This is a genomic window from Sporosarcina sp. JAI121 (assembly GCF_013408665.1).
Classification (GTDB): Bacteria; Bacillota; Bacilli; order Bacillales_A; family Planococcaceae; genus Sporosarcina.
Genome location: NZ_JACCCL010000002.1, coordinates 290,699 through 317,564 on the forward strand (window position 1 = coordinate 290,699; position 26,866 = coordinate 317,564).

35 protein-coding genes and 1 riboswitch are annotated in these 26,866 nt (G+C 43.4%); of the genes, 21 read left to right on the forward strand and 14 right to left on the reverse strand.

Going from position 1 to position 26,866, the window contains the following annotated elements:
- Nucleotides 1-11 precede the first annotated feature (11 nt).
- From HDC33_RS13040 to HDC33_RS13075, 8 genes are all read left to right on the forward strand, one after another.
- Nucleotides 12-377 (forward strand): nitronate monooxygenase, encoded by a 366-nt coding sequence (locus HDC33_RS13040; RefSeq protein WP_179393009.1) that lies wholly within the window; start codon nt 12-14, stop codon nt 375-377.
- A gap of 61 nt (nt 378-438) precedes the next feature.
- The gene (locus HDC33_RS13045) at nt 439-1,317 is read left to right on the forward strand and encodes a DMT family transporter (RefSeq protein ID WP_179393010.1); all 879 of its coding nucleotides are present in this window, start codon (nt 439-441) and stop codon (nt 1,315-1,317) included.
- 113 nt (nt 1,318-1,430) lie between these two features.
- Nucleotides 1,431-1,850 carry a GyrI-like domain-containing protein gene (locus tag HDC33_RS13050; protein ID WP_179393011.1) on the forward strand — a complete coding sequence of 140 codons (420 nt, stop codon included), beginning with the start codon at nt 1,431-1,433 and terminating at the stop codon, nt 1,848-1,850.
- 146 nt (nt 1,851-1,996) lie between these two features.
- Nucleotides 1,997-2,803 (forward strand): hypothetical protein, encoded by an 807-nt coding sequence (locus HDC33_RS13055; protein ID WP_179393012.1) that lies wholly within the window; start codon nt 1,997-1,999, stop codon nt 2,801-2,803.
- A gap of 75 nt (nt 2,804-2,878) precedes the next feature.
- Entirely contained in the window at nt 2,879-3,604 is a 726-nt protein-coding gene (locus tag HDC33_RS13060) for a MerR family transcriptional regulator (RefSeq protein WP_179393013.1), read from the forward strand.
- A gap of 291 nt (nt 3,605-3,895) precedes the next feature.
- Complete coding sequence (locus tag HDC33_RS13065) at nt 3,896-4,492, forward strand: hypothetical protein (protein ID WP_255457414.1); 597 nt, start codon at nt 3,896-3,898, stop codon at nt 4,490-4,492.
- Between the two features lie 186 nt (nt 4,493-4,678).
- Entirely contained in the window at nt 4,679-5,875 is a 1,197-nt protein-coding gene (locus tag HDC33_RS13070) for a class I SAM-dependent rRNA methyltransferase (protein ID WP_179393014.1), read from the forward strand.
- Nucleotides 5,876-5,993: 118 nt separating this feature from the next.
- Complete coding sequence (locus HDC33_RS13075) at nt 5,994-6,614, forward strand: LysE/ArgO family amino acid transporter (RefSeq protein ID WP_179393150.1); 621 nt, start codon at nt 5,994-5,996, stop codon at nt 6,612-6,614.
- A gap of 44 nt (nt 6,615-6,658) precedes the next feature.
- On the opposite strand, the gene HDC33_RS13080 is transcribed toward HDC33_RS13075, so the two are convergent.
- The 4 genes from HDC33_RS13080 to HDC33_RS13095 form a co-directional block, all read right to left on the reverse strand.
- Nucleotides 6,659-7,069, reverse strand: coding sequence for a DUF3021 domain-containing protein (locus HDC33_RS13080; RefSeq protein WP_179393015.1), 411 nt, complete (start codon nt 7,067-7,069; stop codon nt 6,659-6,661).
- Nucleotides 7,066-7,524, reverse strand: a complete 459-nt coding sequence (locus HDC33_RS13085) for a LytTR family DNA-binding domain-containing protein (RefSeq protein WP_179393016.1) — start codon at nt 7,522-7,524, stop codon at nt 7,066-7,068. Before HDC33_RS13085 ends, HDC33_RS13080 begins: the two co-directional genes overlap by 4 nt.
- Before the next feature lie 63 nt (nt 7,525-7,587).
- Nucleotides 7,588-8,331 carry an ABC transporter permease gene (locus HDC33_RS13090; protein WP_179393017.1) on the reverse strand — a complete coding sequence of 248 codons (744 nt, stop codon included), beginning with the start codon at nt 8,329-8,331 and terminating at the stop codon, nt 7,588-7,590.
- A gap of 12 nt (nt 8,332-8,343) precedes the next feature.
- Entirely contained in the window at nt 8,344-9,063 is a 720-nt protein-coding gene (locus tag HDC33_RS13095; RefSeq protein ID WP_179393018.1) for an ABC transporter ATP-binding protein, read from the reverse strand.
- A 267-nt stretch (nt 9,064-9,330) separates the two neighbouring features.
- Between HDC33_RS13095 and HDC33_RS16860 the strand changes: the two genes are divergently transcribed.
- From HDC33_RS16860 to HDC33_RS13125, 6 genes are all read left to right on the forward strand, one after another.
- Nucleotides 9,331-10,413 carry a GNAT family N-acetyltransferase gene (locus HDC33_RS16860; RefSeq protein WP_370457472.1) on the forward strand — a complete coding sequence of 361 codons (1,083 nt, stop codon included), beginning with the start codon at nt 9,331-9,333 and terminating at the stop codon, nt 10,411-10,413.
- Nucleotides 10,414-10,421: 8 nt separating this feature from the next.
- Nucleotides 10,422-10,547, forward strand: a complete 126-nt coding sequence (locus HDC33_RS16400; protein ID WP_218843273.1) for an SMI1/KNR4 family protein — start codon at nt 10,422-10,424, stop codon at nt 10,545-10,547.
- Between the two features lie 413 nt (nt 10,548-10,960).
- Nucleotides 10,961-11,335 (forward strand): hypothetical protein, encoded by a 375-nt coding sequence (locus HDC33_RS13110; protein WP_179393019.1) that lies wholly within the window; start codon nt 10,961-10,963, stop codon nt 11,333-11,335.
- A gap of 96 nt (nt 11,336-11,431) precedes the next feature.
- On the forward strand, nt 11,432-11,950 hold the full coding sequence (locus tag HDC33_RS13115) for an NUDIX hydrolase (RefSeq protein WP_179393020.1): 519 nt from the start codon (nt 11,432-11,434) through the stop codon (nt 11,948-11,950).
- Nucleotides 11,922-12,377, forward strand: a complete 456-nt coding sequence (locus tag HDC33_RS13120; RefSeq protein WP_179393021.1) for a GNAT family N-acetyltransferase — start codon at nt 11,922-11,924, stop codon at nt 12,375-12,377. Before HDC33_RS13115 ends, HDC33_RS13120 begins: the two co-directional genes overlap by 29 nt.
- Before the next feature lie 141 nt (nt 12,378-12,518).
- Entirely contained in the window at nt 12,519-12,899 is a 381-nt protein-coding gene (locus HDC33_RS13125) for a hypothetical protein (RefSeq protein WP_179393022.1), read from the forward strand.
- 97 nt (nt 12,900-12,996) lie between these two features.
- On the opposite strand, the gene HDC33_RS13130 is transcribed toward HDC33_RS13125, so the two are convergent.
- The 6 genes from HDC33_RS13130 to HDC33_RS13155 form a co-directional block, all read right to left on the reverse strand.
- Entirely contained in the window at nt 12,997-14,013 is a 1,017-nt protein-coding gene (locus HDC33_RS13130; protein WP_179393023.1) for a ThiF family adenylyltransferase, read from the reverse strand.
- Nucleotides 14,010-14,783, reverse strand: a complete 774-nt coding sequence (locus tag HDC33_RS13135) for a thiazole synthase (protein ID WP_179393152.1) — start codon at nt 14,781-14,783, stop codon at nt 14,010-14,012. The genes HDC33_RS13130 and HDC33_RS13135 overlap by 4 nt, the downstream gene beginning before the upstream one ends.
- A complete protein-coding gene (thiS, locus tag HDC33_RS13140) occupies nt 14,780-14,986 on the reverse strand; it encodes a sulfur carrier protein ThiS (protein ID WP_179393024.1) in 207 nt (68 codons plus the stop codon). Before thiS ends, HDC33_RS13135 begins: the two co-directional genes overlap by 4 nt.
- The gene (thiO, locus tag HDC33_RS13145; RefSeq protein ID WP_179393025.1) at nt 14,949-16,049 is read right to left on the reverse strand and encodes a glycine oxidase ThiO; all 1,101 of its coding nucleotides are present in this window, start codon (nt 16,047-16,049) and stop codon (nt 14,949-14,951) included. Before thiO ends, thiS begins: the two co-directional genes overlap by 38 nt.
- Nucleotides 16,033-16,635, reverse strand: coding sequence for a thiamine phosphate synthase (locus tag HDC33_RS13150; protein ID WP_179393026.1), 603 nt, complete (start codon nt 16,633-16,635; stop codon nt 16,033-16,035). The genes thiO and HDC33_RS13150 overlap by 17 nt, the downstream gene beginning before the upstream one ends.
- 78 nt (nt 16,636-16,713) lie before the next feature.
- A riboswitch (TPP riboswitch) is annotated at nt 16,714-16,822 on the reverse strand.
- Between the two features lie 73 nt (nt 16,823-16,895).
- Nucleotides 16,896-17,615 carry a YebC/PmpR family DNA-binding transcriptional regulator gene (locus HDC33_RS13155; RefSeq protein WP_179393027.1) on the reverse strand — a complete coding sequence of 240 codons (720 nt, stop codon included), beginning with the start codon at nt 17,613-17,615 and terminating at the stop codon, nt 16,896-16,898.
- Nucleotides 17,616-17,862: 247 nt separating this feature from the next.
- On the opposite strand from HDC33_RS13155, the gene HDC33_RS13160 reads away from it, so the two are divergent.
- Complete coding sequence (locus tag HDC33_RS13160; protein ID WP_179393028.1) at nt 17,863-18,546, forward strand: phosphoribosylaminoimidazolesuccinocarboxamide synthase; 684 nt, start codon at nt 17,863-17,865, stop codon at nt 18,544-18,546.
- Nucleotides 18,547-18,655: 109 nt separating this feature from the next.
- Nucleotides 18,656-19,213 carry a superoxide dismutase family protein gene (locus HDC33_RS13165; protein ID WP_255457415.1) on the forward strand — a complete coding sequence of 186 codons (558 nt, stop codon included), beginning with the start codon at nt 18,656-18,658 and terminating at the stop codon, nt 19,211-19,213.
- Between the two features lie 144 nt (nt 19,214-19,357).
- On the opposite strand, the gene HDC33_RS13170 is transcribed toward HDC33_RS13165, so the two are convergent.
- The gene (locus tag HDC33_RS13170; RefSeq protein ID WP_179393029.1) at nt 19,358-20,497 is read right to left on the reverse strand and encodes a zinc-dependent alcohol dehydrogenase; all 1,140 of its coding nucleotides are present in this window, start codon (nt 20,495-20,497) and stop codon (nt 19,358-19,360) included.
- A gap of 71 nt (nt 20,498-20,568) precedes the next feature.
- The gene (locus HDC33_RS13175; protein ID WP_179393030.1) at nt 20,569-21,696 is read right to left on the reverse strand and encodes a CAP domain-containing protein; all 1,128 of its coding nucleotides are present in this window, start codon (nt 21,694-21,696) and stop codon (nt 20,569-20,571) included.
- Nucleotides 21,697-21,855: 159 nt separating this feature from the next.
- Here HDC33_RS13175 and HDC33_RS13180 point away from each other — a divergent pair, with 159 nt between their 5' ends.
- The 4 genes from HDC33_RS13180 (at nt 21,856) to HDC33_RS13195 (ending at nt 24,187) form a co-directional block, all read left to right on the forward strand.
- Nucleotides 21,856-22,725 carry a putative RNA methyltransferase gene (locus HDC33_RS13180; protein ID WP_179393031.1) on the forward strand — a complete coding sequence of 290 codons (870 nt, stop codon included), beginning with the start codon at nt 21,856-21,858 and terminating at the stop codon, nt 22,723-22,725.
- 131 nt (nt 22,726-22,856) lie between these two features.
- Nucleotides 22,857-23,513, forward strand: a complete 657-nt coding sequence (locus tag HDC33_RS13185) for a pentapeptide repeat-containing protein (protein ID WP_179393032.1) — start codon at nt 22,857-22,859, stop codon at nt 23,511-23,513.
- A 42-nt stretch (nt 23,514-23,555) separates the two neighbouring features.
- Entirely contained in the window at nt 23,556-24,032 is a 477-nt protein-coding gene (locus tag HDC33_RS13190; protein ID WP_179393033.1) for a hypothetical protein, read from the forward strand.
- Nucleotides 24,029-24,187, forward strand: coding sequence for a hypothetical protein (locus tag HDC33_RS13195; protein WP_179393034.1), 159 nt, complete (start codon nt 24,029-24,031; stop codon nt 24,185-24,187). The genes HDC33_RS13190 and HDC33_RS13195 overlap by 4 nt, the downstream gene beginning before the upstream one ends.
- 59 nt (nt 24,188-24,246) lie before the next feature.
- Here HDC33_RS13195 and HDC33_RS13200 read toward each other — a convergent pair whose 3' ends face one another.
- On the reverse strand, nt 24,247-26,379 hold the full coding sequence (locus HDC33_RS13200; protein ID WP_179393035.1) for an MMPL family transporter: 2,133 nt from the start codon (nt 26,377-26,379) through the stop codon (nt 24,247-24,249).
- Between the two features lie 63 nt (nt 26,380-26,442).
- On the opposite strand from HDC33_RS13200, the gene HDC33_RS13205 reads away from it, so the two are divergent.
- Entirely contained in the window at nt 26,443-26,634 is a 192-nt protein-coding gene (locus HDC33_RS13205) for a hypothetical protein (protein WP_179393036.1), read from the forward strand.
- Here HDC33_RS13205 and HDC33_RS13210 read toward each other — a convergent pair.
- Nucleotides 26,612-26,812: a cold-shock protein gene (locus HDC33_RS13210; RefSeq protein WP_067205063.1), complete on the reverse strand. Its 201-nt coding sequence runs from the start codon at nt 26,810-26,812 to the stop codon at nt 26,612-26,614. The genes HDC33_RS13205 and HDC33_RS13210 overlap by 23 nt on opposite strands.
- Nucleotides 26,813-26,866: the final 54 nt, after the last annotated feature.

Sequence of the window (26,866 nt, forward strand, 5' to 3'; positions counted from 1 at the left end):
AGGATTGTTAAATGAGTGAAAGGAAACTCACGGTATTGTTAGGAATTGAACATCCGATTATCCAAGCCCCCATGGCGGGAGTGACGACATCGGAGTTTGTAGAGGCATCGGCGGAGACGGGGATACATGGGTCAATCGGGGCAGGGTATTTGTCTGCAGAAGAGACACGGAAGTTCATTCGCAAAGTGAAAAGTCTTACTGAGAAGCCGTTTGCGGTGAATTTGTTTGTTCCGGAAAAGGTGAATCCGAGTGAGGAGCAGTTGCGGCGAGCGTATGAAGCGCTCAAACCGATTGGTAATGAACTCGGGATGTCTTCGTGGAATACACCGTTAAGTACGGGTGGAAAACTAAAAGGAATTATTGAAAGATTTGTTTAACAACGTAGTCCGTTAGTCAATACGGTTTGGTACACTAGATATAAAAACGGCGGTGGATCATATGAGGAAATATATCGGGGAAATTGGACTTATCATTACAGCAATCATTTGGGGCAGTGGGTTTGTAGCCAGTGCCGTAGCGTTGGAATACTACACGCCGTATCAAATTCTGGCAGGTCGTTTTTTAATCGGTGTACTCATTTTAGGGATTGTTTTTCATAAAAGGTTGAAGGCAATCAAGAAAAGCACACTAATAAAAGGCTCCATATTGGGGGTTTTCCTCTACATCGCATTTGCCCTTCAAACGGTAGGTCTGCAATACACGACACCATCAAAAAATGCGTTCTTAACCGCGGTCAATGTCGTTATCGTTCCTTTCATAGGATTCATGCTCTATAAAAAGAAAATTGATATCTTTGAACTAGGCGGGGCATTTATGGCGATGATAGGAGTAGCGGTACTATCACTTAAATTCTCTTCCGAGATCAATATAGGGGACTTACTAACGTTATGTTGCGCAGTTGGGTTTGCGTTCCATATCTTCTACACTTCTAAATTTGTAAAAGACGAGGACCCCGTTCAGCTAACCATTATTCAAATGACAGCAGCGGCAGTCATCGGATTTGTCGTTGTAGGTTTCAAAGGTGAAACAACCTTTTCCACGGAAGCGGAAGGTTTGCTCCCGCTTCTCTACCTGGCAGTTTTCTCGACGACAATTGCATTTCTTTTACAAACGGTGGCTCAAAAGTTCATCACGGAAACAAAGGCTGCAATTATTTTATCTACCGAATCGTTTTGGGGGATGGCGTTTTCAGTCGCGATTTTGAGTGAAGCGATGACAGACAGAATGGCCATCGGTGCAATTCTTATTCTGGGTGCAATTGTTCTATCCGAGACGAAGCTAAGTTTTTTGAAAAAGAAACCGATAACTTCGCGGTGACTTCGCGGTGACAGTCACTAAGTTAATCATGAAATTTCAAACAATCACGTTTGTTTGAACAAACATGTTTGTTTTTGTACCTGTCACCGTTCAAAAGAAAGAAGGAGATTTGCATGGAAACGCGTATTGTTGACGTTGAAAAGTTCAAAGTGAAAGGATATGCACTGAAAGGACCGCTTTCGGAAATACCGGGTAAATGGGATGTGCTGAATGCTGAAATTGCAAAGCAAGGTGTAGTGGCAGAAGAATCATTCGGACTTTGCCTGTCGATGAAGGATGGGGACATCCACTATATCGCTGGCATCAAATCACATCTTGCTGAAGGGTTTCCAGATACTGAAGAGGCTCTGGTCTCGGGCGGAAAGTTCATGGTTGGCAAGGTAGATGGTGGAGTTTCTGCGATACGAACTGCGTTTAACGCAATTATGAAAACAGACGGCATTCAACTGCGAAATAGTTTTAGCTTTGAACGTTATCTTCATCCTGAAGGTTCGAACGGGTATGATATTGAGGTTTGGTTGCCGATTGAGTAATAGAGGGGAAAGATAAGGAATTGTATATACAGAAGAGATTTCGGTGTATTCCGGGATCTCTTTTTTGTTTCGTAAAGTTTTGGAAAGCAGTTGACAATTGGTAACCTTACCCAGCACCATGAATAAAAGGGGCGGTGAGGTAAAAAGTGATAGAGATTTATAAGAAAACATGGATTTCCAGTTTTATCATCGGAATAGGGATTGCTGTTTTTTGCATTATGTATTATTTCATCGGTTATAAAAGTTTCAAGGAAAATGGGGATGTATTAGTCATAAACGGATTGATTGCATTGTTTTCAATCGGAGCAGGGTTTCGATACAAAAGTGTGCATAAGAAATTGGTCAATGAAACAGTGGATATTTCAGCGAGTACGTTAAATTTTGAGAATCTAAACGAATTGATTCTCAAACGGGTCCCTTCTCCCTTGCTTAAAATATATAACGTCGATTCAAACGGCAATTCGTTGTTTGTCATTGAACCGTCTAAAGGTAGGTTGTCGAGATGGCTCACGTTTTTTGAACTATTTGAGAAGGGGTTTATCATTCCGGTTCACTACGACATATCGGATATGACCGGCCAACAGCTAGCGACAATTACAATCCGAAACAATATAAAGCGCGATGAACTTATAGTAAAGAAACCGGATGGTACAGTAGTCGCCACTTACGTCCAGCAACTGTTGAAATCAAAGCTCAAAAATCGAGGAGTTTTGTATCATTCGGATGGTTCGGTGTGGCGGAATTTTGAAGCGAAATCAATCGCGGGCGACATCGATGTGAAAGATGAAGAAGGGCATATGACAGCGAGATACCGTTTTGGCATTTTTCCATATGCGATGAGACCAGTCTTTCAAAGCACGGCACATCATGAACATGTTCAGTTCGGGTCACATATAACCTCTGATGAAAAACTGGCATATACGATGATATTTTTCTTCTGGCTCAAAGGGTAAGCTGATTCATCTTTGGGTGTTGACTCTAACGTTACGTCATACTTTATAGTGAGTAGTGAAGGGAGGCCAGAAGCGATGAAAGTGAAAGAAGTCTCTCAGTTGACCGGTGTCAGTGTGCGCACACTTCATCATTATGATGACATCGGTTTGTTAACGCCAGATCGCACGACAGAAGCAGGGTATCGGCTTTACTCGGACGATAATTTGGCTACGTTGCAGCAAATTTTGTTCTTTCGCGAACTGGGTTTCTCTTTGAAAAAAATCAAGGAACTGCTTACAAGCCCTTCATTTGATCGAGAAGAAGCTTTTGAAATGCAGCGTAATATGCTCCTTGAGAGGCGACGGCAGCTTGACAGTATGATTGATACGATTGAGAAGACAATTCAACATGGAAAGGGGGAATTGGCAATGACGAATGAAGAGAAATTTAAAGGGTTCGACTTCAGCAAGAACCCATACGAACAAGAAGCAAGGGAACGTTGGGGCGATAAGGCGGTCAATGAATCGAATAAAAGAGCCGCACAATTCGGACCGGAATATGGAGAGGAAATGAATCGTATTTACTTCAATTTGGCGGATCTGCGCCATCTGTCAGCAGACTCAGACGAAGCGCAAGCGGCAATTGGAGAATGGTTTGAGTTCCTGAATAAAATAGGGAGTTATTCCTTGGAAGCATTTCAAGGACTTGGTGAAATGTATGTAGCTGATGAACGATTTACGAAGAATATTGATAAGTTTGGAGAGGGACTAGCGGAGTTTATGAAAGATGCGATGGCGGAATTTGCCGGCAAACAAAAATAATCTATATCTTAAGCGCAGTGAGAAGAAATTATTCTTGTTGCGCTTTTTTTATTAATAAAAATCGTTATTACTATATTCTATTTCCTTCGACTGCCGAATCATTTGAAAAAATGAAACTCCAACCTCGGTTGTATCGTATAATACATATACAGATTAAATTAATCCTCAGCTGTCAGGAATTCCCGTTACCCACTAGGTCCCGGGTCTTAGACAGTTTCCATCCGCAGCCGGTTTAGATTGCTTACCGGATTGTGCATAATGGATATAAGAGATCGGCAAGGGGTTGGGACAATGAAGAAAACCATCTATATCGTGTTGACGGACACGGGGACATTGCTGTCAAAAGCGATCGGGATGTATACGCGAAAAGAATTGAATCATACTTCAATTGCTTTTGATGCAGAACTGTTAGAGATGTACAGTTTTGGGCGAAAACAGCGGCATAATCCTTTTATAGGCGGGTTTGTGAAAGAAAGCGCTACGGAAGGGATATTCCGACAGGCTACATGTGCGGTTTATAGTTGTGATGTGACAGTTGAAGAGTACACACGCATGCTTGATAAAATCCGATTGATTGAACAGGAAAAAGAACTTTATAAATATAATTTTATCGGTTTATTTGGCGTGGCCGTGAATAAGGGAATCCAGCGTGAACATGCATTTTTTTGTTCACAATTTGTAGCGATGGTTGTAAATGAAGGCGGCTTACAGATGTTCAACATTTCACCTAGTTTAGTGCAGCCGCATCACTTTTCGCAACTGCCCAGCTTAGATCCTGTTTACGAGGGAGATTTGCAGACCTATTTGAATCAAGTGAGAGGTCAGCAAGAACGACCACCTATTCGTATGGGAATGTGGAAAAGCTTAGCGTTCCGATTGCTCGCCTAAATAGGCAATCCATTCATTAAGAGAGCATCTCTATTTATTTGGAGGAGCTCTTTTTAATATCCCGACAATACTTTAATAATTAGCAGACAAAAAAGATTATCAGTACGAGTTGCGATGCTTTACGTTTGTCGCAATTACTACTAAAACGTGCGATAATAAATAAAACGACGAAGTTAGGATGACACCATGACAAAAACAATTGATTTACAAGTAAATGCAAAAAATATTTCCGATTTCAAAAAGGGCTATCCGTTAATTTTAAAGGATGCGATTATTAATTCCAGCGTGTTGACAAAGGAAGGCACGATTGTTCGATTAGTGGATAAAGACCGTCGATTCGTTGCAAAAGGATATTACGGTTTGCAAAACAAAGGTCTTGGCTGGGTACTGACGAAAAAAGAGGAAGAAGAAATCGATTTCGATTTTTTCGAATCAAGAATCGCCGCGGCACTTGCGAGGCGTGAAGCTTTATTTGCAGATGCCTATACGACTGCTTTTCGCGTGTTCAATGGAGAAGGCGACGGCATCGGCGGCCTGACAATCGATTATTTCGACGGCTACTTTATGGTCAGCTGGTACAGTGAAGGGATTTATTCACTCAAGCATCATGTCTACAGTGTGTTTGATAAAATTATCGATTACAAAGGGATTTATGAGAAAAAGCGCTTTGACACGAAAGGCGGATACATCGAACAGGATGATTTCGTCAAAGGGGAGCAAGGCGATTTCCCGATTATCGTCAAAGAAAATGGCATGAATTTCGCGGTCAACTTGAATGATGGCGCAATGACGGGCATTTTCCTTGATCAGCGTGATATGCGCAAAGCGATTCGCGACAAGTATTCTGAGGGTAAAAACGTGTTGAATACATTCTCGTATACGGGTGCATTTTCTGTTGCGGCAGTTCTTGGCGGCGCGATGAAGACGACAAGTGTCGATTTGGCGAAGCGCAGCAATGCAAAAACGATTGAGCAGTTCAGTGTCAACGGCATCGACTATGAACAGCAGGACATTAAAGTGATGGACGTCTTCGATTATTTCCGTTACGCAAAACGGAATGATTTGAAATTCGACCTTATTATCCTGGACCCTCCTAGTTTCGCACGTACCAAAAAATACACGTTCAGTACGGCAAAAGATTATCCGGCATTGCTGATGGATGCAATTGCAGTTACCGAGAAAAATGGAATTATTGTTGCATCGACGAACAATGCGAGTTTCGGAATGAAGAAATTCAAAACGTTCATCGAGCAGGCATTCAATGAAGCAGGTTCCCGGTACAAAATACTTGAGGAATCAACATTACCAAAAGATTTCCGGACAAACCGTGATTACCCTGAATTCAACTATTTGAAAGTTGTTATTCTGCAGAAAACGAAATAAATTGAGAATAGAGGAGCCGTACCGAAGTTAAACAGGTGCGGCTTTTCCAGTGCGAAAAAAGAGGATAAAGCCTGTCAATCGAGAATAGATAATGGTAGAGATTGAATGGGGTGGGAATGTGACTGAGGCGATTTTACACGGAATCATTCTGGCATTCGGCTTGATTGTGCCGTTAGGCGTCCAAAATGTGTTCGTATTCAATCAGGGTGCGTTGCAGCCTACATTTATGAGGGCCATGCCGGTTGTCATAACTGCGGGTATTTGTGACACGCTGTTGATTGTTTCGGCGGTATCAGGCGTTTCACTTCTTGTCCTGACGTTTGCCTGGTTGGAAAATATTATTTTTAGTATTGGTATACTTTTTTTACTTTATATCGGTTTTGTTTTATGGAAAAGTGATGAGATGTCGACGAAGGTGGATGGAGAGCAATTTTCAACTAAGAAACAAATCATCTTTGCGGCTTCGGTTTCTTTGTTGAACCCCCATGCAATCCTTGACACAATTGGGGTTATCGGGTCAAGTTCACTGAATTACGCGGGGAATGTACGAATGGCATTCACACTGACGACGATCATCGTTTCGTGGCTTTGGTTTTTCGGTCTTGCAACTGCGGGTCGCTATATCGGGAAGCTAGATTCGACTGGCAAGCTGATTGCGCTGTTGAATAAAATCTCTGCTATAGTCGTCTGGGGAGTTGCTGTGTATATGGCAATTAGATTGGCAGGGAATATGATGTGAAAAGCCGTACGGGTCTTCAATCGGGTACGGCTTTTCGCGTTTATTCAAAGCTCCTGCAGTTCCGCATTCAACTTCTTCGCCTGCCCCCTGAAATAAAGATAGAAAGAAGTCCAAAATACAGAATAGAAAACAATGAATACTCCTAATGCGAGTAAAAAGCTTTTTACTGTAAACGGAACCCAACCGATTCCGAATGCAAGAATGAAATACAGAATCACCACTGTAACGAAATGCAGCGCGGTCTGTTGGGACAAGCGCAAATTTGCATTTTCAAAAAAGAGTGGCGTAACTGTGAAAAACCAGCCGCAAAAAATGGAACCAAGCGAGTTTTTCAAGAATAATTGTCCGTCCAGCATATCTTTATCGCTGAATAGCACAACTGAATTGGTCAGAATCACAGCAATGAATGCACCGAAGAAAACACCGATGACGCTTCTGTATAAAAATGTTTTCATTCGCTTTTCCTCCTATTCATTTTCAAGGATTCTTTAATGGTATTGACGTATGTCCGGGAAACATATTCCTTTGCCCCCGACTTGAAATACACACATAATGTTCCGTTAAAGGAAGCTTCAAAACGGCTCAATTCATGGAGATTGGCAATGACCGATTTGGAGAGCCGTACGAATTTATTCGAAGGAAGAATTTCTTCAAGTTCATATAGCTTCTCTTTTAATTTAAATGAACCAGCTGTTGTCACGGCGACAACGCCGTCTTTTTCAGTATGAAAGTAATGGATATCACTCGGCTTCAGAATGTGCTGCATATCGCCATCTCTACCGACGAGGAATTCCGTATCCTGACCTTTGATAAAATCAAGAATTTCTTGTACGGAATCGTCCAATTCCGGGCATTCAATCGTCACTTTAGTTTCTACGTAATCACGATCAATGTTCAATGATACTTTCATTGCGAGACACCCCTCTCGACAATAGTTTATCTGTTTACTCTCCCATTGTCTGCAAGTAGTCTGTCAAATTTGTCTTTTATTTGAAAAATGAAGAATGATTAAAGCGGCAATCACTAAACAAGAAATATAGCAGATGGAAATTAGCGCACCGCTGTCAACTATAAGCCGGTCATTCCAGACGGCAATGAATAAATTATTCATATGATAGAGCGGATTGAAATCGGCGATGATTTGTATGAATTTCGGCATCATACTGATTGGAAACGCAAATCCTCCTGTGAAGATGACCACTTGGAAAATGACGATGGAGAACACCAAAGCACTTTTTACCTCGTTAAAAAAAGAGTAAATGACAGAAGCGATTACGAGCAGAACGGCATTGAGTACGATGAAAAACCCGTAGGCCGTGATGAAATTCAATGCATGGAACTGTAAATCATACAAAAGCATGCCAATCGCATAAACAAACAGATATCCGAAACTTGTGATGATGACGGAGCGGATGATACTCGACAGTAAAAGCGTCGATTTAGAAACAGGTGAAAGCCTGATCCGCTTTTCGACACCCGTTGTCCGATGCGTCACTTGATCAAACCCGAAAGCAAAAAATACGGTGGTGAATGTAATAAGTAAAATATACGACGGTGTATACGTTTGTGCATAACTCAAGTTACCTGCGTATGTCTGATCTCCAAACAATTGCCCCATGAAAATATACGTAACCGGCGGCACGACAATCGTGAAAACCAAGTAGAACAATTCCCTTGAAAACATGAGTAAGTCGTACTTTAACTGTGTCGCTAACATATTTTCTCCCCCTTATATGGATACTTTCTCAAGATAAAATGCATTGACGGATGTATAGCCTGATGCCAAAATACCTTCCGTTGTATCAAATATTTCATTGAGGCCATTATCAATAAGCATCACTTTGTCGCAATACAATTCAATTTCATCCATATTATGTGTCGTTAAAATGACCGTTCCGCCTGTGCGCTCGTTGTAATCGGTAATATACGTCCATAGAATGTTGCGCATATGTGGATCTAGTCCCGTCGTTGGTTCATCCAAAATCAGGAGCTTAGGTTGCGATAAAAAGGCGATGGCCAAACTCACGATTTGTTTCCAACCGCCTGAAAGCTTATCGAAGTGTTTTTTCCGATGCGGTTGTAGCTTGAAATCAGCAATGATTGTTTCGATGTCAATGGGCGATTTGTAATACGCTTTAAATAATCGCAGCAGCTCTTGCACCTTCAGTGTCTGATAGAACTGCGTCGGCTGCAGGACGACGGAAATTTGTTTTCGAACTTGTTCCAGCCGGTTAGTCGAGAGCGCCTTTATATCTTCATCGAAAACGAACACTGTTCCGGCGTCGTATTGTTTAATTGTCATAAGAATTTCAAGAAACGTCGATTTACCTGCCCCGTTTTTTCCGATGACCCCGATTATTTCACCTTCTTGTGCTTGAAAATCCAATCCTTTTAAAACGACATTCGCTCCGTAAGCTTTTTTCAAATTGCTAACGTTGATGATAGTCATTGTAATCCCTCCGTCTGAAATTTCTTTGTAACCAAAGTGTATGTTGTAACGGCTCTGTTGTCTGCAGTATTCCGGTGACCGGCAACAATCTGAGGGTGACTTGCAGAAAAATACGGATGAGATGCATTCGTTTTTTCAATAAATTCAAAGGACATAGCTATTAGAAAAGAGAATAAGTAGGAAAGGGTATGACACGGACGAAATCATTACAGAAAACCATGCGATCACAATATATGAACCATTTTTGTCATATGAGGAGTGTTGAGTATGTTAGGACTGAACAAAGGTGAAGTCAGGTTAGTACCGCATGCGACTGACTGGGAAGAAGATTTCATTATGGAAAAAGAATTATTGAGCGAGGCCATTGGAATGCAAGTGGTGGATATTGAACATATGGGAAGTACCTCCATCAAAGGAATTGCCGCGAAGCCGATACTGGATATTCTTGTCGGCGTTCGATCGATGGATGATGTAGCGAAATTTGATAAAAAGAGATTGAAAGAAGCTGGTTATTACCATCTTGGCCGTGTGGAAATAGAAGGGAAGGTTGTCTTCGCCAAGTTTACAAACCTGGAGGAACTGACAAAAACGCATGTCCTTCATATTGTGGAATATGGCGGGGAATGGTGGCAAAAACATACGTTTTTCAGGGATTATTTGAATGAACATCCTGATGTAGCGAAACAATATGAAACGCTGAAGAAAGAGCTGGCGGTAACATATCCGGATAATGAGAGTTTATACGCCGAAGGGAAATTGAAGTTTGTCGATGAGGTGTTAAGTAGAAAAAAACCAAGGTCATTCATTATCAACGAAGGGGATTTGCAAGTCCGGGAATTGGAGAGAGTGGATAAGGTCCTTCTTTCGAAATGGCTTACTGACCCGGAAATCCTTTGGTATTACGAAGGGCGAGACAATCCGTTCAATATTGAGAAGGTGGAGCAGGAATTTTTTGACGACGAAGAAAATGTGGTGAGATGCCTGGTTGAGTTTAGCAAGATTCCAATCGGCTATGTCCAGTTTTACATAGTGGGGGAAGAGGAAAAACAAGTTTACGGTTATGACGATTCATCAGGGAACATTTATGGTATGGATCAGTTCATAGGTGAATCCGCTTATTGGGATATAGGCATCGGAACGCAGCTTGTGCGTGCGATGGTGACGTATTTAACTGAAGAAAAAAGAGCGGATCGAATTGTGATGGACCCGCAAACGTGGAATGAACGTGCAATTCATTGTTATGAAAAATGTGGTTTTGAAAAGGTGAAATACCTTCCGGCAAATGAGCTGCATGAAGGAGAGTATCGGGATAGTTGGTTGGTGGAATATCACCATAAAGACGAAGGGTGAGCACAACCATGAGCATATGGAGAAAGGATGAAGATGACTTTTATAGGCTAGGTTCAATCGATGCAACAGGAATCGAGAAAGCTGAAAAGGAACTAGGGGTCATCTTGCCAACTTCGTATAAAAATTGGTGTTGAAGTAAAACAGGGCTCTATTATTTTGATTGAGTGGGTTGAAATAAAGAATTCCATTGAATCCGCATTGGCGCTTGGGGATGCCCCCGCCCTAAGCCAGACAACTTCGTCGTCAGTCTTATGGCTCCGGCTACCCCAGTAAGGCGCCTTCGCTGACTTTTCTTGATACATTGAAGGTACCTATTTCATCGATACCGGGGAAATAGAGAAAAAGTAGTAACAAGGAAAGGCGACATTTCGTTCAGATTCAAAAGAATTGTCGCCTTTTTAAATCCAGATTTACGTACACGGTTTAAAGACGTAAGTTTTCCAGCGGCCTCTCCTAAGCTTGCCTAGCTGCTGCGCTTATTTTATATAGATATTCACAGCTTGAAATTAATTCCATTTGGAAATCCGTGTCATAGGGAGTTGTAGCATTGAAGGAAAAGGAATATAAAATCATTATAGTAATTCTACTGGCCATAATTATGCTAGTACCGGTTTACTTTCAAATAGCATATAAACCAAGAAATTCGATTGAACTTTACCGAGCCATTCAGTTTTCGGAAGATTATAGAGAGGCACAAAAATTGAGTTTAAAAGGTTATGAGAAGGACTTTTCCAAAGAGATATATGAGAAGATTGTCAATTCAAGCACAAGCCCCAATAGTGTTAACCAATTTACTGTGCTTCGGTATGACGGTGAGTCCTACATAATCGAAACAACCCCTGGTAGAACAAAACTTGAAATTTTGAGAGTTGTTAAATTGCCGGAGGAATTGAAAGACTATCTATCCGAACTGACTAGGTAATGATTGGCTAGATAAGTAAGTATTTGAAGAGGACGAATTGAAACTGGATTGCTGCGGGCTAGTTGAAGGGTATTCATTGGGGAAAGGAGACCGTATATGACCAGTACATACGTAGATTGGGGAGGTCATGAGCTTAAGCTGACGTGGGAAAGCGGTCTGATGCCAGAAAGGGATTTGATTACGAGTGTCCACGGTTTTTGTTTTAATGACGGAAAACTGTTGATGGTCGATTTGAATGACCGAGGCTGGGATTTTCCGGGAGGGCATATTGAAAATGGGGAAACTGCGGAAGTTTGCTTCAAGCGCGAGGCTATGGAAGAAGGGTATGTAACGGGAGATTGCGTGCCGCTCGGTTCAATTGAAATTAATCATCATAAGAATCCGTTATGGAATGAAGAGAGCATTTATCCCAAAATAGGCTATCAAGTTTTTTATAAAATGGACATAACGGAATTGCATCCTTTTGAAGCACATTTTGAATCGAATAGGCGCATCCTTATTCCATCCGAAGACGTCTCAAAATATTATAAAGGTTGGCATGAAATATACGAGGAGATACTTAATGAAGCCCGAAGAAGGTGTTTGGATGAAAATCAGGAAATTGCTACATTATGAAGCACCACCCTTAAACCTCCTGCTACTTGCTGATCCGTCGCAGGAACAAGTCGAGAAGTATATCGCCAATGGAGAATGCCGTGTTGCTGAAGTGGAAGGTGAAATTGTCGGCACCTATGTGCTCATTAGATTGAATGATAAAACGATGGAGATAATAAATGTTGCTGTAGATGTACGGATGCATGGTTGCGGGATTGGGAAGAAGCTAATTAGTCATGCAATCCAGACTGCAAAGGCGTTGGGCTGCAAGTCCCTTGAAGTTGGAACGGGAAATTCCAGCATTGATCAACTGGCGTTTTATCAAAAATGCGGGTTCCGTATGGATGGTATAATAAAAGACTTTTTCATCGACCACTACGGAGAAGATATTTTTGAAAATGACATTCAGTGCAGGGATATGGTTCGGTTTTCGATGGATATATCATGATCAATTAAAGTGGTGGAAGATTTATCACCGCTATGAACCACCCCGCCTACTTTGTCACAAATACGCCCCGTGACAAGGTACTACATTGCTAGTAATCTGAAAGAAACGGATTGTGGATTTTCTGCGAGGAGAGATGATGCTGTGAAACGGATACCCATACTTCTTTTCGTCGTTGGCATGATGGTCGGCTGTTCGAATGTGTATAGCGTGGAAGAAGGCTATCGAATGGCAGTCATTAATCCCGGTTTTCCGATTCCGGAAAATGCGAGCGAGATGAAACCGGAAGCGTGTACGACGGAAATCGCAAAATCGGCAAAATACAAGCTGAATGCTATTGGCGGAGAGCAGGGGGAACCCCCGGAGCATTATTTAGAGGAAATAAAAAAGTGGGGCTGGACAGAGCTTGAAGATGAGCAAAGAGGGAATATCCACTTCTATGAAAAAGAGGGCAAAGTCATGTCGCTCGTCTTTAAGAATAATATCTTCGACGTGTTTGAAATGAGCAACGAAGTGAAAATGTAATAGAATCAATGCGTTCACTGGTCACGGCTATAAGTCCTGCTACTATTCAATGGAAAACGAAAAAGCACCGCTAAGTACGATGCTTTTCATTTTACAATCAACCGAGCAAACCTGCAGCTATTTTCTTCGCAGTCACAATATCTTTCGTTCCGTGGACCAGCATGCGACCATCGCGGAACAGGACGATGCGATGTCCGTTGTATTCGCAGGCAACGAGATGCGGATTGTGAATTAATTTCGAGACGGTCCCTTGGATTGAGTCTGCAAAAGGTATAAGTTCAAACTTTCTGCTCCCTGGCCACGATAGCTGGACAGTATCGCGTCCACATAGCACTGCGGTTTTCATTGATTCACGGGCAGAAAGGAAGGGGTACACGGCATTCTCTGAGCAACTCGGACAGCCTGATTTTTTCATGCTCGCAACTCCTATTGAAGCGCGATCGCCGGTCCATAAGTCAGCAGATTCGAGCTTCGGTTCGAACGGTGTTCCCGTTACATACTTCAACATGTCTGCAACTTGTCGGGCGGCGGTTGTAACGACAATCGGGCTGATAACGCCGACCGTATCACACGTCAATGTCTGCGAAGGCAATGTTTCAAGCAAACAATGCAGACAAGGCTGATCTTCTTTTATCCCAATCGGGAACGTCAGTCCATAGCTGCCGACACAGGCGCCCATGAAAAAGGGGATTCCGAGTTTCAACGCTGCATCGTTTGCAAGCAGACGCGTTTCAATATTGTCCGTCGCATCCAAAACAACATCATGACCGTCCATCAAATCTAGGACGTTTTGGGTGGTGACATCAATGACAATTCCCGTTACGTTCACATCGCCATTAATCGCGGTCAAACGCTTCTCTGCGGCAACCGCTTTCGGCAATTGTTCAACGACATCCTGCTCGGTATACAGTTGTTGACGATGAAGATTCGTCCATTCGATGATGTCCCGGTCGACAATCGACAATCGCCCGACGCCTGCACGGACGAGCATCTCAGCCCCGGATGAGCCAAGTGCGCCCGCCCCTAAAACGAAGACACTTGTCGCGCGAATCCGTCTCTGCCCCTCTTCGCCAATCGGAGCGAACAACTCCTGGCGGGAATATCTTTCACTCAATTTGTTACAAGCCCTTCCATAGGACTGCTTGCAACTGCGTAATCACGCTCTGGCATACGCCCGGCTTCATAGCCAAGCCGGCCCGCTTCAATCGCCAGTTTCATTGCACATGCCATTTTGACAGGATCCCCAGCTTCCGAAACCGCCGTGTTCAATAAAACCCCATCCGCGCCAAGCTCCATAGCATACGCCGCATCTTTCGGCGAACCGATCCCTGCATCGATAATAACCGGTACATTGGATTGTTCAATGATGAATGATAAGTTGAGCGGGTTCAAAATCCCGCGACCCGAGCCAATCGGTGAAGCACCTGGCATAATTGCATGGACGCCCATTTCGCACAATCTACGGGCCAACACAACATCATCAGACGTGTACGGCAGGACGATGAAACCTTCATCTAACAGCATTTCAGTTGCGCGCAGCGTTTCAATAGGATCAGGTAGCAAAGACCGATCACAGCCGATAATTTCAACTTTTACCATGTCGCAAAGTCCTGACGCTTTCGCCAATTTCGCGATGCGCACGGCTTCTTCCGCTGTTTTTGCCCCCGCTGTATTTGGCAGCAATGTATAGTTCGATAGGTCGAGCTGCTCCAGGAAATTCGGTTGTGACGGTTCAAATATATTCATGCGCCTCACTGCGAACGTCAGAATTTCAGATTCTGACACACGCACCGTCTCTTTTTGTACATCAAATGACGGATACTTTCCTGTTCCCAAAAGCAGTCTGGAATTGAAGGTTTTATTTCCGATTGTCAGCATGATTATCCTCCTCCTACAAAGTGAATGATTTCGATTTGATCCCGGTCGTTGATAGGTTTGTCGTAGGCATCTTTCGCAAGAATATCCCTGTTCAGCTCCACGATGACGATGCGCTCCGCAAGTTCTAAATGACTCAGCAGTTCTTCTACATTTCCGACCTCCGCGGGCATCTCATACCGGTTGCCGTTTAGTTCGATTGTTCGCTTCATGAAAAATCCCCCTTTTCGGATTAAATGCATCAATCCGCAATGTGTTTATTTCATTTCCGATAATCAAATCACGAATCATGCAGGCAGTTGCAGGTGCCAATAAAATACCGTTCCTGAAATGACCTGCCGCAATATATATATTTTCCTTCCCAGGCACCCGTCCGATATATGGAAAATCATCAACTGTTTTCGGACGCAGGCCTGCCCATCTAGCTATAACAGGAAGCCGGGAAAGGCCGGGAATAAACCGTTCCGCAATGTCTTTCAATGCCAGATTCCCAGCATATGTCGTTTGCAAATCTGTAACGTCTTGTTCCATCGTCGCCCCGACGACGAGTGTTCCGTCAGGGCGCGCTATAATGTAACAGCCATTATGAAAAAGTGTATAAGGCAATTGCATGCCCATCGAAGCGAGCTGCATGCATTGTCCTTTCACTGCCGTCATTTGAAGTCCGGGGATGAGCTCTGCACTCGCTGCTCCGCCAGCAATGACAACATGTTTTGCCGTAATCACGGATGAACTATTGCGTATCCGATAGCCGTCATACAATTCTTCGATGTTACCTACTTCGAAATGTTCTGATATAGTCGCGCCCAACTTTTTAGCTGCATCACAAAATGCGAGACAGGTTTTTTCTGGATGAACATGTACATCATCTTCAAATAGATAAGCGCCGAAAGCGGGAGGTGCGATATGCGGAATCCGCTCACGTACTTGTCTGGCTGACAGATAGGCGGCATCATTCCAGCGGGAAAGGGAAATCCGATCCTCATCCGAATGGGCAAGTTGGATGATACCGCTTGTCGTATATCCGAAGTCGCCATTAAAGGTAGAGTGGAATTTCTTATACAGTGCTTGGCTATCACGCGCGAACGAATAAAACATATCATTCAAGTATTCAGAGTGCGCACCGAGCATGCCACCTGCAGCTTGAGTGGTGCCTTGCGCGATTTCATTCTGTTCAAGAAGCTGGACGGACAAGCCTTCTTTCGATAAATAATAAGCGATACTACAACCGATAATACCGCCGCCAATGATTGCTACATCAACGTTTTGTGACATAGCTTGCCTCCTTGTAGGCTTCCGCCGTAACTTCGGGCTTGTCGCTTCCAAAAATCGATGACATCACAGCAACGCCAGAAACTCCGCCTTCGTTCAATAGCGGAAAATGGTGCGGTTGTATACCGCCGATTGCATAGACTGGAATCGGAAGTGAAGCAGTCATCCGAAAAAGTTCGGCTGTTCCACGTGGCGGTAGACCTTCTTTTGACCCCGTTGTGAATAAATGACCATAGAGAAGCCAGTCAGCACCGGCTTCATGTGCAGCTTCCGCTTCGTCCAGTGAATGGACAGATTGGCCGAATGACAGGTCAGGAAAGTCGGTTTTGACGGTTGATAATGGCATATGTCCAGGTAGCTGCACTTTATTTATCCCAATACTCGAAGCGATATCAATCCGACTGTGTATGATGATTTTGGTGTCGTCGAATCCTTGCGTTAGCAATTGCCGAATCAATTCAATTACGTCCGAATCCGATTTTGACTTTTCACGTAAGATGACGGAGTCGATAAAGGATTCGATTTTCAACAGTTTTTTTATCAATTGGGTATTTTCCATCTGGTTGTTTGTCACGGCGATTACTTTCATCAATTTCCTCCTTATCCATAAAAAAGACCACTTTCCATGTATGGAAAGTGGTCTGTCGATGGCATTTGAATGCACTGAAAAGAAGACACGCCACTTCCCTACGCAGGTACAAACCTGTTCAGGTGATAAGGGTAGCGGAGTTGAACTCGTTTCTCAGTCCTTTAAAAGGATTCCCCTAATGGTCGAATATGTTATAAAGTTGTCAATCTACTAGTAGCATAGCATGTCAACGCAATGAATGAAAGGGCGAACAGCTGCAATCAATCATTTAAATGGACATTGTGATGCACTTGTTGAACATCTTCCAAATCATCTAATACATCTATCATTTTCTCAAATTGTGCTTGTGCTTCTGGTGAAAGGGTCAAGTCATTTTGTGCAAGCATCGTTATTTCAGCGACAGTAAATTCTGTAATGCCCGCACTTTTCAAAGCTTCCTGAACGGCATGAAATTGGTCGGGTTCAGCATAAATGATGATAGATTCCTCTTCCTCTAAAATATCACGCACTTCGACGTCAGCATCCATTAACAATTCCAGGACATCATCGGCAGACTTGCCTTCAATTCCGATAACGGCCGTCGCATCGAACATATAGGAAACGGATCCACTGACACCCATATTTCCGCCGTTTTTACCGAAAGCGGCACGCACTTCCGATGCGGTGCGGTTGACGTTGTTTGTCAGTGTATCGACAATAACCATCGAGCCATTCGGTCCAAAACCTTCATAGCGGAGTTCATCGAAATTTTCTTCTGAACCGCCTTTTGCCTTTTCAATCGCACGGTCAATTATGGCTTTCGGCACGCTGTATGTTTTCGCGCGTTCTACAACAAATTTCAGCGCTTGATTCAATTCTGGATCGGGCTCGCCTTGTTTCGCCACGACATAAATTTCACGGCCGAATTTCGCGTAAATACGACTCGTATCCGCATCCCTCGACGCTTTCTTTTCTTTAATATTATTCCATTTACGTCCCATGATGTTTCACTCTCTTTCGATTGTGCATAGATTTACTAAAATTAGTATACAACAAATATATGCGTATAGACGAGTACGAAATGCAAAAAAATGGCTAATAGGTTGTATAGTGAAGAATGTATTTTTGACCGTCGTTAAGTTTGTAAAATCTGTTGTCGAGTCTTTTGAAAAAATACCTGTTTCTTATTGTAAATATAACTTATACTAAAGATAGAACTACATTTTCTTATGGAAAGGAAACGTGGACATGGAACTTATCTATAAAGGAAAGACAAAAGACGTATACAAACTGGAGGGCAGCAATGTCCTGTTGAAATTTAAAGATGATGTAACCGGCGAAGACGGGGTTTTCGATCCGGGCGCTAACACAGTAGGGCTGACGATTAAAGGTGCAGGGCAATCTGGACTGCGCATGACGAAATTTTTCTTTGAGAAAATGGCTGATAAAGGAATTCCGACACATTATGTCGATGCTGATATCGATGAAGTAACGATGACAGTACGATCTGCGAACATGTTCGGTAAAGGACTTGAAGTCATTTGCAGATACCGTGCAGTCGGAAGCTTCTTGCGCAGATACGGTGCATATTGTGAAGAAGGTCAACCTTTGGACGCTTTCGTTGAAGTGACGCTTAAAGATGACGATCGCAAAGATCCGCCGATAACCAAAGACGCACTTTCGCAACTTGGTCTTTTGTCGACGGAGGAATACGTTATACTAGAAGCGTTAACGAAGGAAATTGCAGGCGTAGTCAAAGCGGAGCTTGCAGCGAAAGGTCTTGATCTGTACGACATCAAACTCGAATTCGGGCGCGACAGTGAAACAGGCAATATCATGTTGATCGACGAAATTTCCGGCGGCAACATGCGGGTCTACAAAGAGGGTACATATATCACGCCGATGGATCTTGAAAAACTGATCCTTGCATAAATTGAGAACGCTGTTGATTCCGGGAAATTGGGATTAACAGCGTTTTTTATACATAAAAATTCAAATGAAAGCCATCCTCCTTGAGAAGAGACAATAGGGAGGAATCACATTGAAGCAAAAAGTTGTATTATCCATTATGTTGTCCGCGCTTGTAATTGCAGGCGGGTGTGGAAATAGCGGCGTGAAAGTGCCGGTCAACGGGGAAAACGCCCAATCATTAACAACGCCAATTTTGAACACAGAAGGAAATAAGATTGGTGTTGTCAACTTAAGTGAAGGAATTGACGGGGTGACAATCAATATCCAGGCTGAAGGCTTGTCTCCTGGTAAACACGGTATTCACATTCACGAAACAGCAGTATGTACACCGCCTGATTTCAAATCGGCAGGAAGTCACTTCAATCCAGAGCGTAAAGAACACGGATTTGATAATCCGAAAGGTTTTCATATAGGCGATTTACCGAATCTTGAAGTCGATGCGGATGGTAAAATTACGGCCGAAGTGACAACTGCTTTTGTGACGTTAAAGCCGGGTGTTGCTAATTCGCTTCTTGACAGTGATGGCAGTTCGCTCGTCATCCATGATAAAGCGGATGATTACAAAACAGATCCAGCAGGTAACTCGGGTGACCGGATTGCTTGTGCAAGTATCGGCGGGAAGAAGTAAGTAGGGGTATTGAAGCGATTCAGTAGTGATGGCAGTATCCTTGGTAGATATGGCTGTTCACTGCCCCCAACGCGATAACTCTATTCAAGAGCAATAAAAAACCGGCGGATGCATCGTTCTGATGTTCATCCGCCAGTTTTTCATTCAAGGTTTTAATATGACTTTAATACACTCATCTTCATGATCATGAAACCGTTGATACGCGGTGGCGGCTTCTTCAAGCGGCACTACATGGGAAATGATTTCTGTCGGGTCGAATTCGCCTTTCGTGATTTTATCGAAAAGCATAGGCATGTAATGAATGACGGGCGCTTGTCCCATTTTCAGCGTAATGTTGCGTTCAAATAGATTGCCGAGGGGGAACATGTTGTAAAGGGAACCGTAAACGCCTGTCAGTTGGATGGTACCGAATTTGCGGACGGTATTTTGGGCGATGTCAATGGCGCTTAATGTTCCACCTTGCAGCTTCATTTTTTGTCCCGCTTTCTCGAACATATTCTTTTTACCGTCCATCCCGACACAATCAATGACAATATCCACTCCGCCGCTAGTCATCTCTTTAATGTGCCCACCTATTTCGTCAAAGTCCTCGAAATTCAGCGCTTCCACTTTATTCATTTTAACGGCGTGGTTCAGACGGTAAGGGACGTGGTCGATTGCCAGCACACGTTTAGCGCCTTTCATCCAGGCGAATTTCTGAACCATTAGACCGACCGGACCGCATCCGAGGACAGCGACCGTATCACCTTTTTTAACGCCCGCATTTTCTACGCTCCAATAAGCCGTCGGCAGGACGTCCGACATGAATAGAAGGGCTTCGTCGGGAAGTTCACAGGATTCAGGGATGACAAACGGCGTGAAGTTGCCGTAAGGAACACGTAAATACTCGGCTTGTCCGCCTGGGTAATTGCCGTAGCGCTCCGTGAATCCGAGATAACCGCCCGTATCCACGTGGGGATTCAGATTCGAATTATCGCACTGGCTTTCCATTTCATGTTCACAATAAAAACAATGCCCGCATGCCAAATTGAACGGGATAACGACGCGATCCCCTTTTTTTACTTTCGTCACATTAGGTCCGACTTCCTCGACAATACCCATCGGTTCATGGCCGATGACATAGTCTTTGTGCGTCGGCATGGCACCTAAATAGATATGCAAATCAGATCCGCAAATGGCTGTAGAGGTTACTTTTACTACAATGTCATCAGGTTTTTCAATTTTAGGGTCATCTACATTTTTCACTTTGATGTCTTTTGCACCTTGGAAAGTTACAGCTTTCATTAAAATTCCCCTCCTTTTGGTTATTAGTCTATCCAATTCCCTAGATATGACTCAATAATCCTAATAGGAGTTTATTTGAGTAAGAAATTTTCCGTATAATAAGGCTGCCATTTTTCATTGAATGAAACGCCCGTCCCGAGGTGGCTGTAACTGTCGAGCAGAATATTTTCACGATGTCCCGCAGAATTCATAAGCCCTTCATGTGCAAAGATACTGCTCGATTGGCCGTACGCCAAGTTTTCACCAGCGCCACGGAATGTAACGCCGTCATCAGCCATTCGATCGAATGGAGACTTTCCTAGTTTGTTTTCATGGCTGAAATAATCATTATCTGCCATATCGACGCTGTGCTTACGGGCTGTTTCAGCGACATTCGGCTCCCATTTGAGGATGGAAAATCCATGGCGGACACGCGCCGCATTCGTCAAGTCGAAAAGTTGCTGTTCGAACCCATTGCGCAATTTCACATCACCGCCAGCATAAATACCGTTTTTTTTGTTTTCCAGTGAAGCGGCTATTAGCTGGACAGCCGTTACTTCTTCATTTTGATGCAAATCATAAAAAACATATGTGTATGTGTCGCCTGATTTAAAGACGTCGAATCCTTCACTTTCCTGGAGGACGTAGATGTTCAGTCCTTTACGGATTTCTTTGATTGGTTCGCCCAATGATTCGCGGACGGCAGCCTTCTGCGAACCGTACTTGATACCGACGGTCGATGAAATTAGATCATCATTCGTATAAATGGCGTTCACCAACCGTTTTTCATCAAATGAAACCATAACGAAATTTTGGTAGCCATTATGATAGGTGAACCATTCAGTGCCGTATTCATTCATCGACTGACTTTTTGGTTGGCCCAGTTCGGCCCTCACTTTTTCTTCAGGGCTGCCGAGTTCGATATTATGAATGGAGAGGCGCGTTTTCACCGGTTTATCCAACACTGGTTTTTTAATGGCGACGGCGGTTTCTTCTACATGCTCCGTTTTAGATGTCAAGTAACCCAATGCCTTATCTATGGTTTCGCTAATGTAACGAATTGCTGTGTCCAGTGAGTCTTTAGTCAAAAGGGAGCCGATTTTTTCGTCGACGGGTTCAAGAAAAGAGATGTCAACATATTGTGAGACCGGTTCTTCCCAATAGGGTTTCGTAAAGTGAAGTACAATGATAAGTAGGATGAATAGGAATAATCGTTTCATTAAATCGCCTCCTGTCTACTATTGTAACCCCTCGGGGTTGGTTGAATACAGTGTGAAGCTGTCTTATTGATGTGATAAGTAATCGAATCCGCCTCATTTCCAGTAACCGTGAAAAAGAGCTATACTGGTAGTACAACAGATGATCGGAGTTTTCAATGTATGACTATATCCAAGAAAATGATCAATGCTCAAGTGATGGAAAGTAACTCGCATTTATTCAGGTGCCCGATCTGCTCATCCGGAATGATGATGGCGGACAAGTCACAGCTTGTTTGTGCGGATAATCATTCATTCGACTTATCAAAAAGCGGTTATATAAACTTGGCCCCGCAAGCCCATGTGACGAAGTATGATAAATCGCTGTTTGAAGCACGGAAAATAGTGATGAGCAGCGGTTTCTTCAATCCTGTCCTGGACTATATTACAACTAAAATCGCTACGCATACCGATAAGCTGGAGCAGGCTTTCATTCTCGATGCGGGTTGCGGCGAAGGTACGCACTTGTCTGCGATTCTTTCACAATTGCCGGGTAACAAGACTGGAGTCGGCATTGATCTTGCGAAAGAAGGGATTACAGCCGCCGCGAAAGTATATCCTGGTTCCATTTGGAGTGTGGCGGACCTTGCGAACTGTCCGTTTCAATCCAACCGATTCGACGTTATTTTAAATATTTTATCGCCGGCAAATTATGCGGAGTTTACAAGGCTTTTGAAACGTGATGGGCTATTCATCAAAGCAGTTCCGGAAAGTGGTTATTTGAAAGAACTAAGGGCTGTTTTTTATGAAGATGAAGGGCGGAAAGATGATACGGATCCGGTCGCGCGCTTCGCTGAACACTATGATGTTGTTTCAACGGAACGTATTACGTATGTATTCCCATTGGCGCCTGGGCTTCTTGCACCGCTTATCCGCATGACTCCACTTACTTGGGGTGCCAGTGAAGAAAAGATAGAAGAAGCGCTAGGAATGGATATACAAAATATTACAATTGATTTTACTGTCATTTTGGGTATGAAAAAGATTGAGTAAAGAAAGGAGCGAGAAAAATGTTTGGTGGAATTAGCAGTGTTCCAAGCTGGTTTTATGTTCTCGCAATTGCGGTCATCATTTTGATCATTATTTTTACGGAATGGAAGACACGCTAAAAAGGGGGAGATCCCATGACGACAAAAAAGAAGGTAAGCAAACGGCAGATACCGAAAATGTCTGTAGAACATAAGACAATGCGGGTCGAAGAGATATTGGACAATGAAGGATATATTGAAAAAGTTCGAATTGACGGCGGTTATTTGGCAGGTACGGAAGGGGAACGATTGACTTTCGACGACGTTATTTTCAAAGATGTGTCATTTTCGGGAAGTGATCTGCCGGGAGCGGAGTTTGTTGATGTCGTATTTGACACATGCGATTTTTCCAATGTCAATTTCCAAGGTGCCGTGTTCCACAGATGTGAACTCTTGAATTCGAAACTGACGGGCGCAGACTTTGCGAATGCCAAAGTCGGACATACGCTATTTAAGGAATGCGATGGACGTTATAGTAACTTCAGTTTTTCAGGGATGAAGCAAGTCGAGTTCGATGAATGTAATTTAACAGATGGCGATATTTATGAAAGTGCATTTACGAATGTACAATTTAAGATATGCAAGCTTGATAATATCAATTTCACCGAAACGGACTTGAACGGTGTTGATTTGTCGAATAGTACATATGACCGGATTGAAGTCACACTGACGAAAATAGCCGGCTGTATCGTGTCGAAAGATCAGGCGATCGGCTTCGCGCGTGTGCTCGGGTTATCCGTGAAAGAAGAATAATGGTATACTTAACGAAATCAGAGCGGAAAAGAGTGAACATAAATGCTGACATTTGAACAGAAACAAGAAATTATCGAATCGATTCCGGAACTTACACGTAAAGATGTATCCATGAAACGTGTTAACTATCACTATGAAGAAAGCTTGTATGAAAAGACGGTTGTTGTTCAACATCTTCACCCGAACGGAAACGGTTTTGTCTATGTAGCAGGAATACCCGGCTATGACGCGGATGAGCGCGGACTCGTCAACATTCGTGAAGCTACAGAAGAGGAACTGCGGAAAACGATTGCGGATTCCATCAAAGCATTATCAGAAGGAGCACCTGAACCGCAGGCCGTTGTACAAAAGTTTGTGAACAATGACGGCGAAGAACTTATACTCAGGGAAGAACAAGGCTTCTGGAATTTATATCATGGCTTGAATCTTGAAGAAAGTTTCGGCGATTATAACGAAGCGGACGTCTATTTGATTGAAGAAGAATTTACAAAAGTCGATGACGAGAGTGATGCCCAATGAAAGGCAAACACCTCGTCATCGGCCTCGTCCTATTCATCATCCTAGCCGTTACGGCCATTTATTTCACGATGAAGGCAACAATCAATCATATGGAAAATGGGATGGCACCGATTGTGACGATCGTTGAAATGATGGATGAAGTCGATTATCGTTGATCGAAAAAAGCGCACCAGGGAATTTGATTCCCAGTGCGCTTTTTTGTTTCCGCTTTTCCTTAATGCCAATTCCCTGGCTTATACGGTCCTTTTCTGAATGGCAGCCACCAGTTCCACTTGCCGAACAGTTTCATCAGACTTGGAACGAGGAGAAGGCGGATGATTGTTGCGTCAATGGCGACTGCAATCGCTATACCGACTCCGATCTGTTTCACCGGCATAACATCGGTAAAGGCAAATGCCCCTGTTAGGACAATCATGATCAATGCCGCAGATGTGATGATTTTGCTTGTCGTCGCAAGTCCTTCGACGGTTGAGTGGTCATTGTCCAGTGTTTTTGCATACTCTTCCTGCATCCGTGAGATGAGGAACACTTCATAATCCATGCTTAATCCAAAGACGAGGCTGAAGACGATGACAGGGATGACAAGGGCGATCGTGCCCGCTTCCAAACCAAAATGGCCATACTGGAAGATATAAACTAGAATACCGAATGTCGCAGACAATCCAACGATGTTCATAAGAATCGCTTTAATCGGTATTAAGATTGATTTGAAAGCAATCATCAGGATGAAGAACGTAGATACAACAATGACGAGCAGAACGTACAAAATCTTATCCAAAATTTCATCAAAGATCTCTTGATTGAACTTCGGCTGTCCACCGATAGACAAATTCCAATCCGTTTGTTTCTCTGCCCAATCGCGTGCCCAATCCTGTGCGGCATCAGAGCTTCCATTCGCCCCCAGCGTCACGGGAATCATCAGCTTATCATCTTTCACGAAAGTCTCAACAAGGGGGGAGAGCCTGGCGGCCATTTCAGGCTCCATCATCGCTTGTTCCCATTGTTCTATGGAATCGATATCACTAGCAGTGAAAATTGTCGTTACTCGATCTACAAGAGTATCGTTTGAAAGTTCATTTTCAAGTGCTTCCATGGACTGAAGGCCTTCTCTGTCTTCCCAGCCATCTGTACGCTCCGCAATGACATAGACGGACGCCTGTTTAGCCAGACCAAATTTTTCATCAATCAATTCAAAGGCCTGCCGCGTATCATACGACTTCGGCAATGAATCAATCGCAGGAATTGCCAAATCCATATTTTTCACAGGAATTATTGCGATACCAAGCAAAATCAACGCAACAATTGTAATTGTAACGGGGCGCTTAATAACACCGTATGCAAACTTGCGCCAACCGTTCGACTCACCCGATTTCTCTTTCAGTAACTGCCATTTGTCTATCCGATCGCCAAGTGCAATCAGTACGGAAGGCAGTAAAGTGACGGATGCAAGGACAGCCATCGCGACGACGATCATTCCGCCGATAGCGATATTTTGGAAAATATCAACGCGGATAAGCATCATTGCGCCAAGTCCGATGAACACACAAAAGGCGGAAAAGATCACTGATCTGCCTGCCGTTCGAATCGTAGTGGAGACAGCTTCATGCATCCCGCTCTTTTTCCGTTCTTCACGGTATCGGCTGATGAACAGCAAAGCGAAATCGATACTGAGCGCGAGTCCGAGCATCGGGATGATATTCAGGACGAAAATGGACAAATCCATTTTACCGCCGAGAATCGTCAATACGCCGAATGAAGATACGACCGTCACGATGCCGATAATCAGCGGCACGAATGAAGCGACTACTGTCCCGAATGCGAATAGAAGTACGATAATCGCAATCGGTAAGCCAATCGCCTCCGCTGTCATCAAATCACGTTGGCTCGCGGTATTGATATCTTTTGAAATGGCGGAAGCACCGGTAAGCGTAATTCCTTTTTCATCACCGACAGCATTGCGGATATCTGTAACAATGGCAGACATATCTTTTTCCTTATTATCAAAATGGAGGAGAGCATAGGAAACGCCATTTGTATACTGCGTGTCGTTGTTCAAAGGTGATACGATTTCTGAAGATACTTTTAATTTATCCACTTTATTGAGTGTCGACTTTATCGTATCATCCGGAACATCGTCAAAAACAAGGAACATGGTTTCCGCGGGCAAACCGAATTCATCCGAGACGATTTCCATAACATCAGCATGCTCGCCATCGATATGGAAGCCGTCGCCTTCGAGTAGTCCAGGCAATTTAATTGCGAAAAACACCAATACGATGAAAATGGCAATCCAGGCGAAGATGATATATTTATGTGCGCTCGTTACAAAGCGCGCGAATGTGCGCATCCAACCAGTCCCTTCACTATGTAGATTGAATCTATATCTCTATAATAACGGAAAATGGTGGGAATGTCTTTTAATGAAGAGGGTTTATTTGGAGAAAAGGGGACATTAATGGAAAAGCAGATAGCAAAGGCTCACACGCAATTAGTCCTGGCAAAAGCGCTGTATCATTCAAAAATAGACAAAGAAAAAAGCCAAACCCCAAAGGGCTTGGCTTTTGAATGGTTAATTCAAATTAGTTTTTGTTTACGTTTGTAGCTTGAAGACCGCGTTGGCCTTGCTCGATTTCAAACGTTACATCTTGGCCTTCTTCAAGAGACTTGAAGCCTTCTCCTTGAATAGCTGAGAAGTGTACGAATACGTCGTCGCCATCTTCACGTTCGATGAAGCCAAAACCTTTTTCTGCGTTAAACCATTTTACTTTACCTTGTTCCATGTTTGTTTCCTCCTCGTATGCTTTGTGCATACATTGTGTTACTATCCTTGCTCA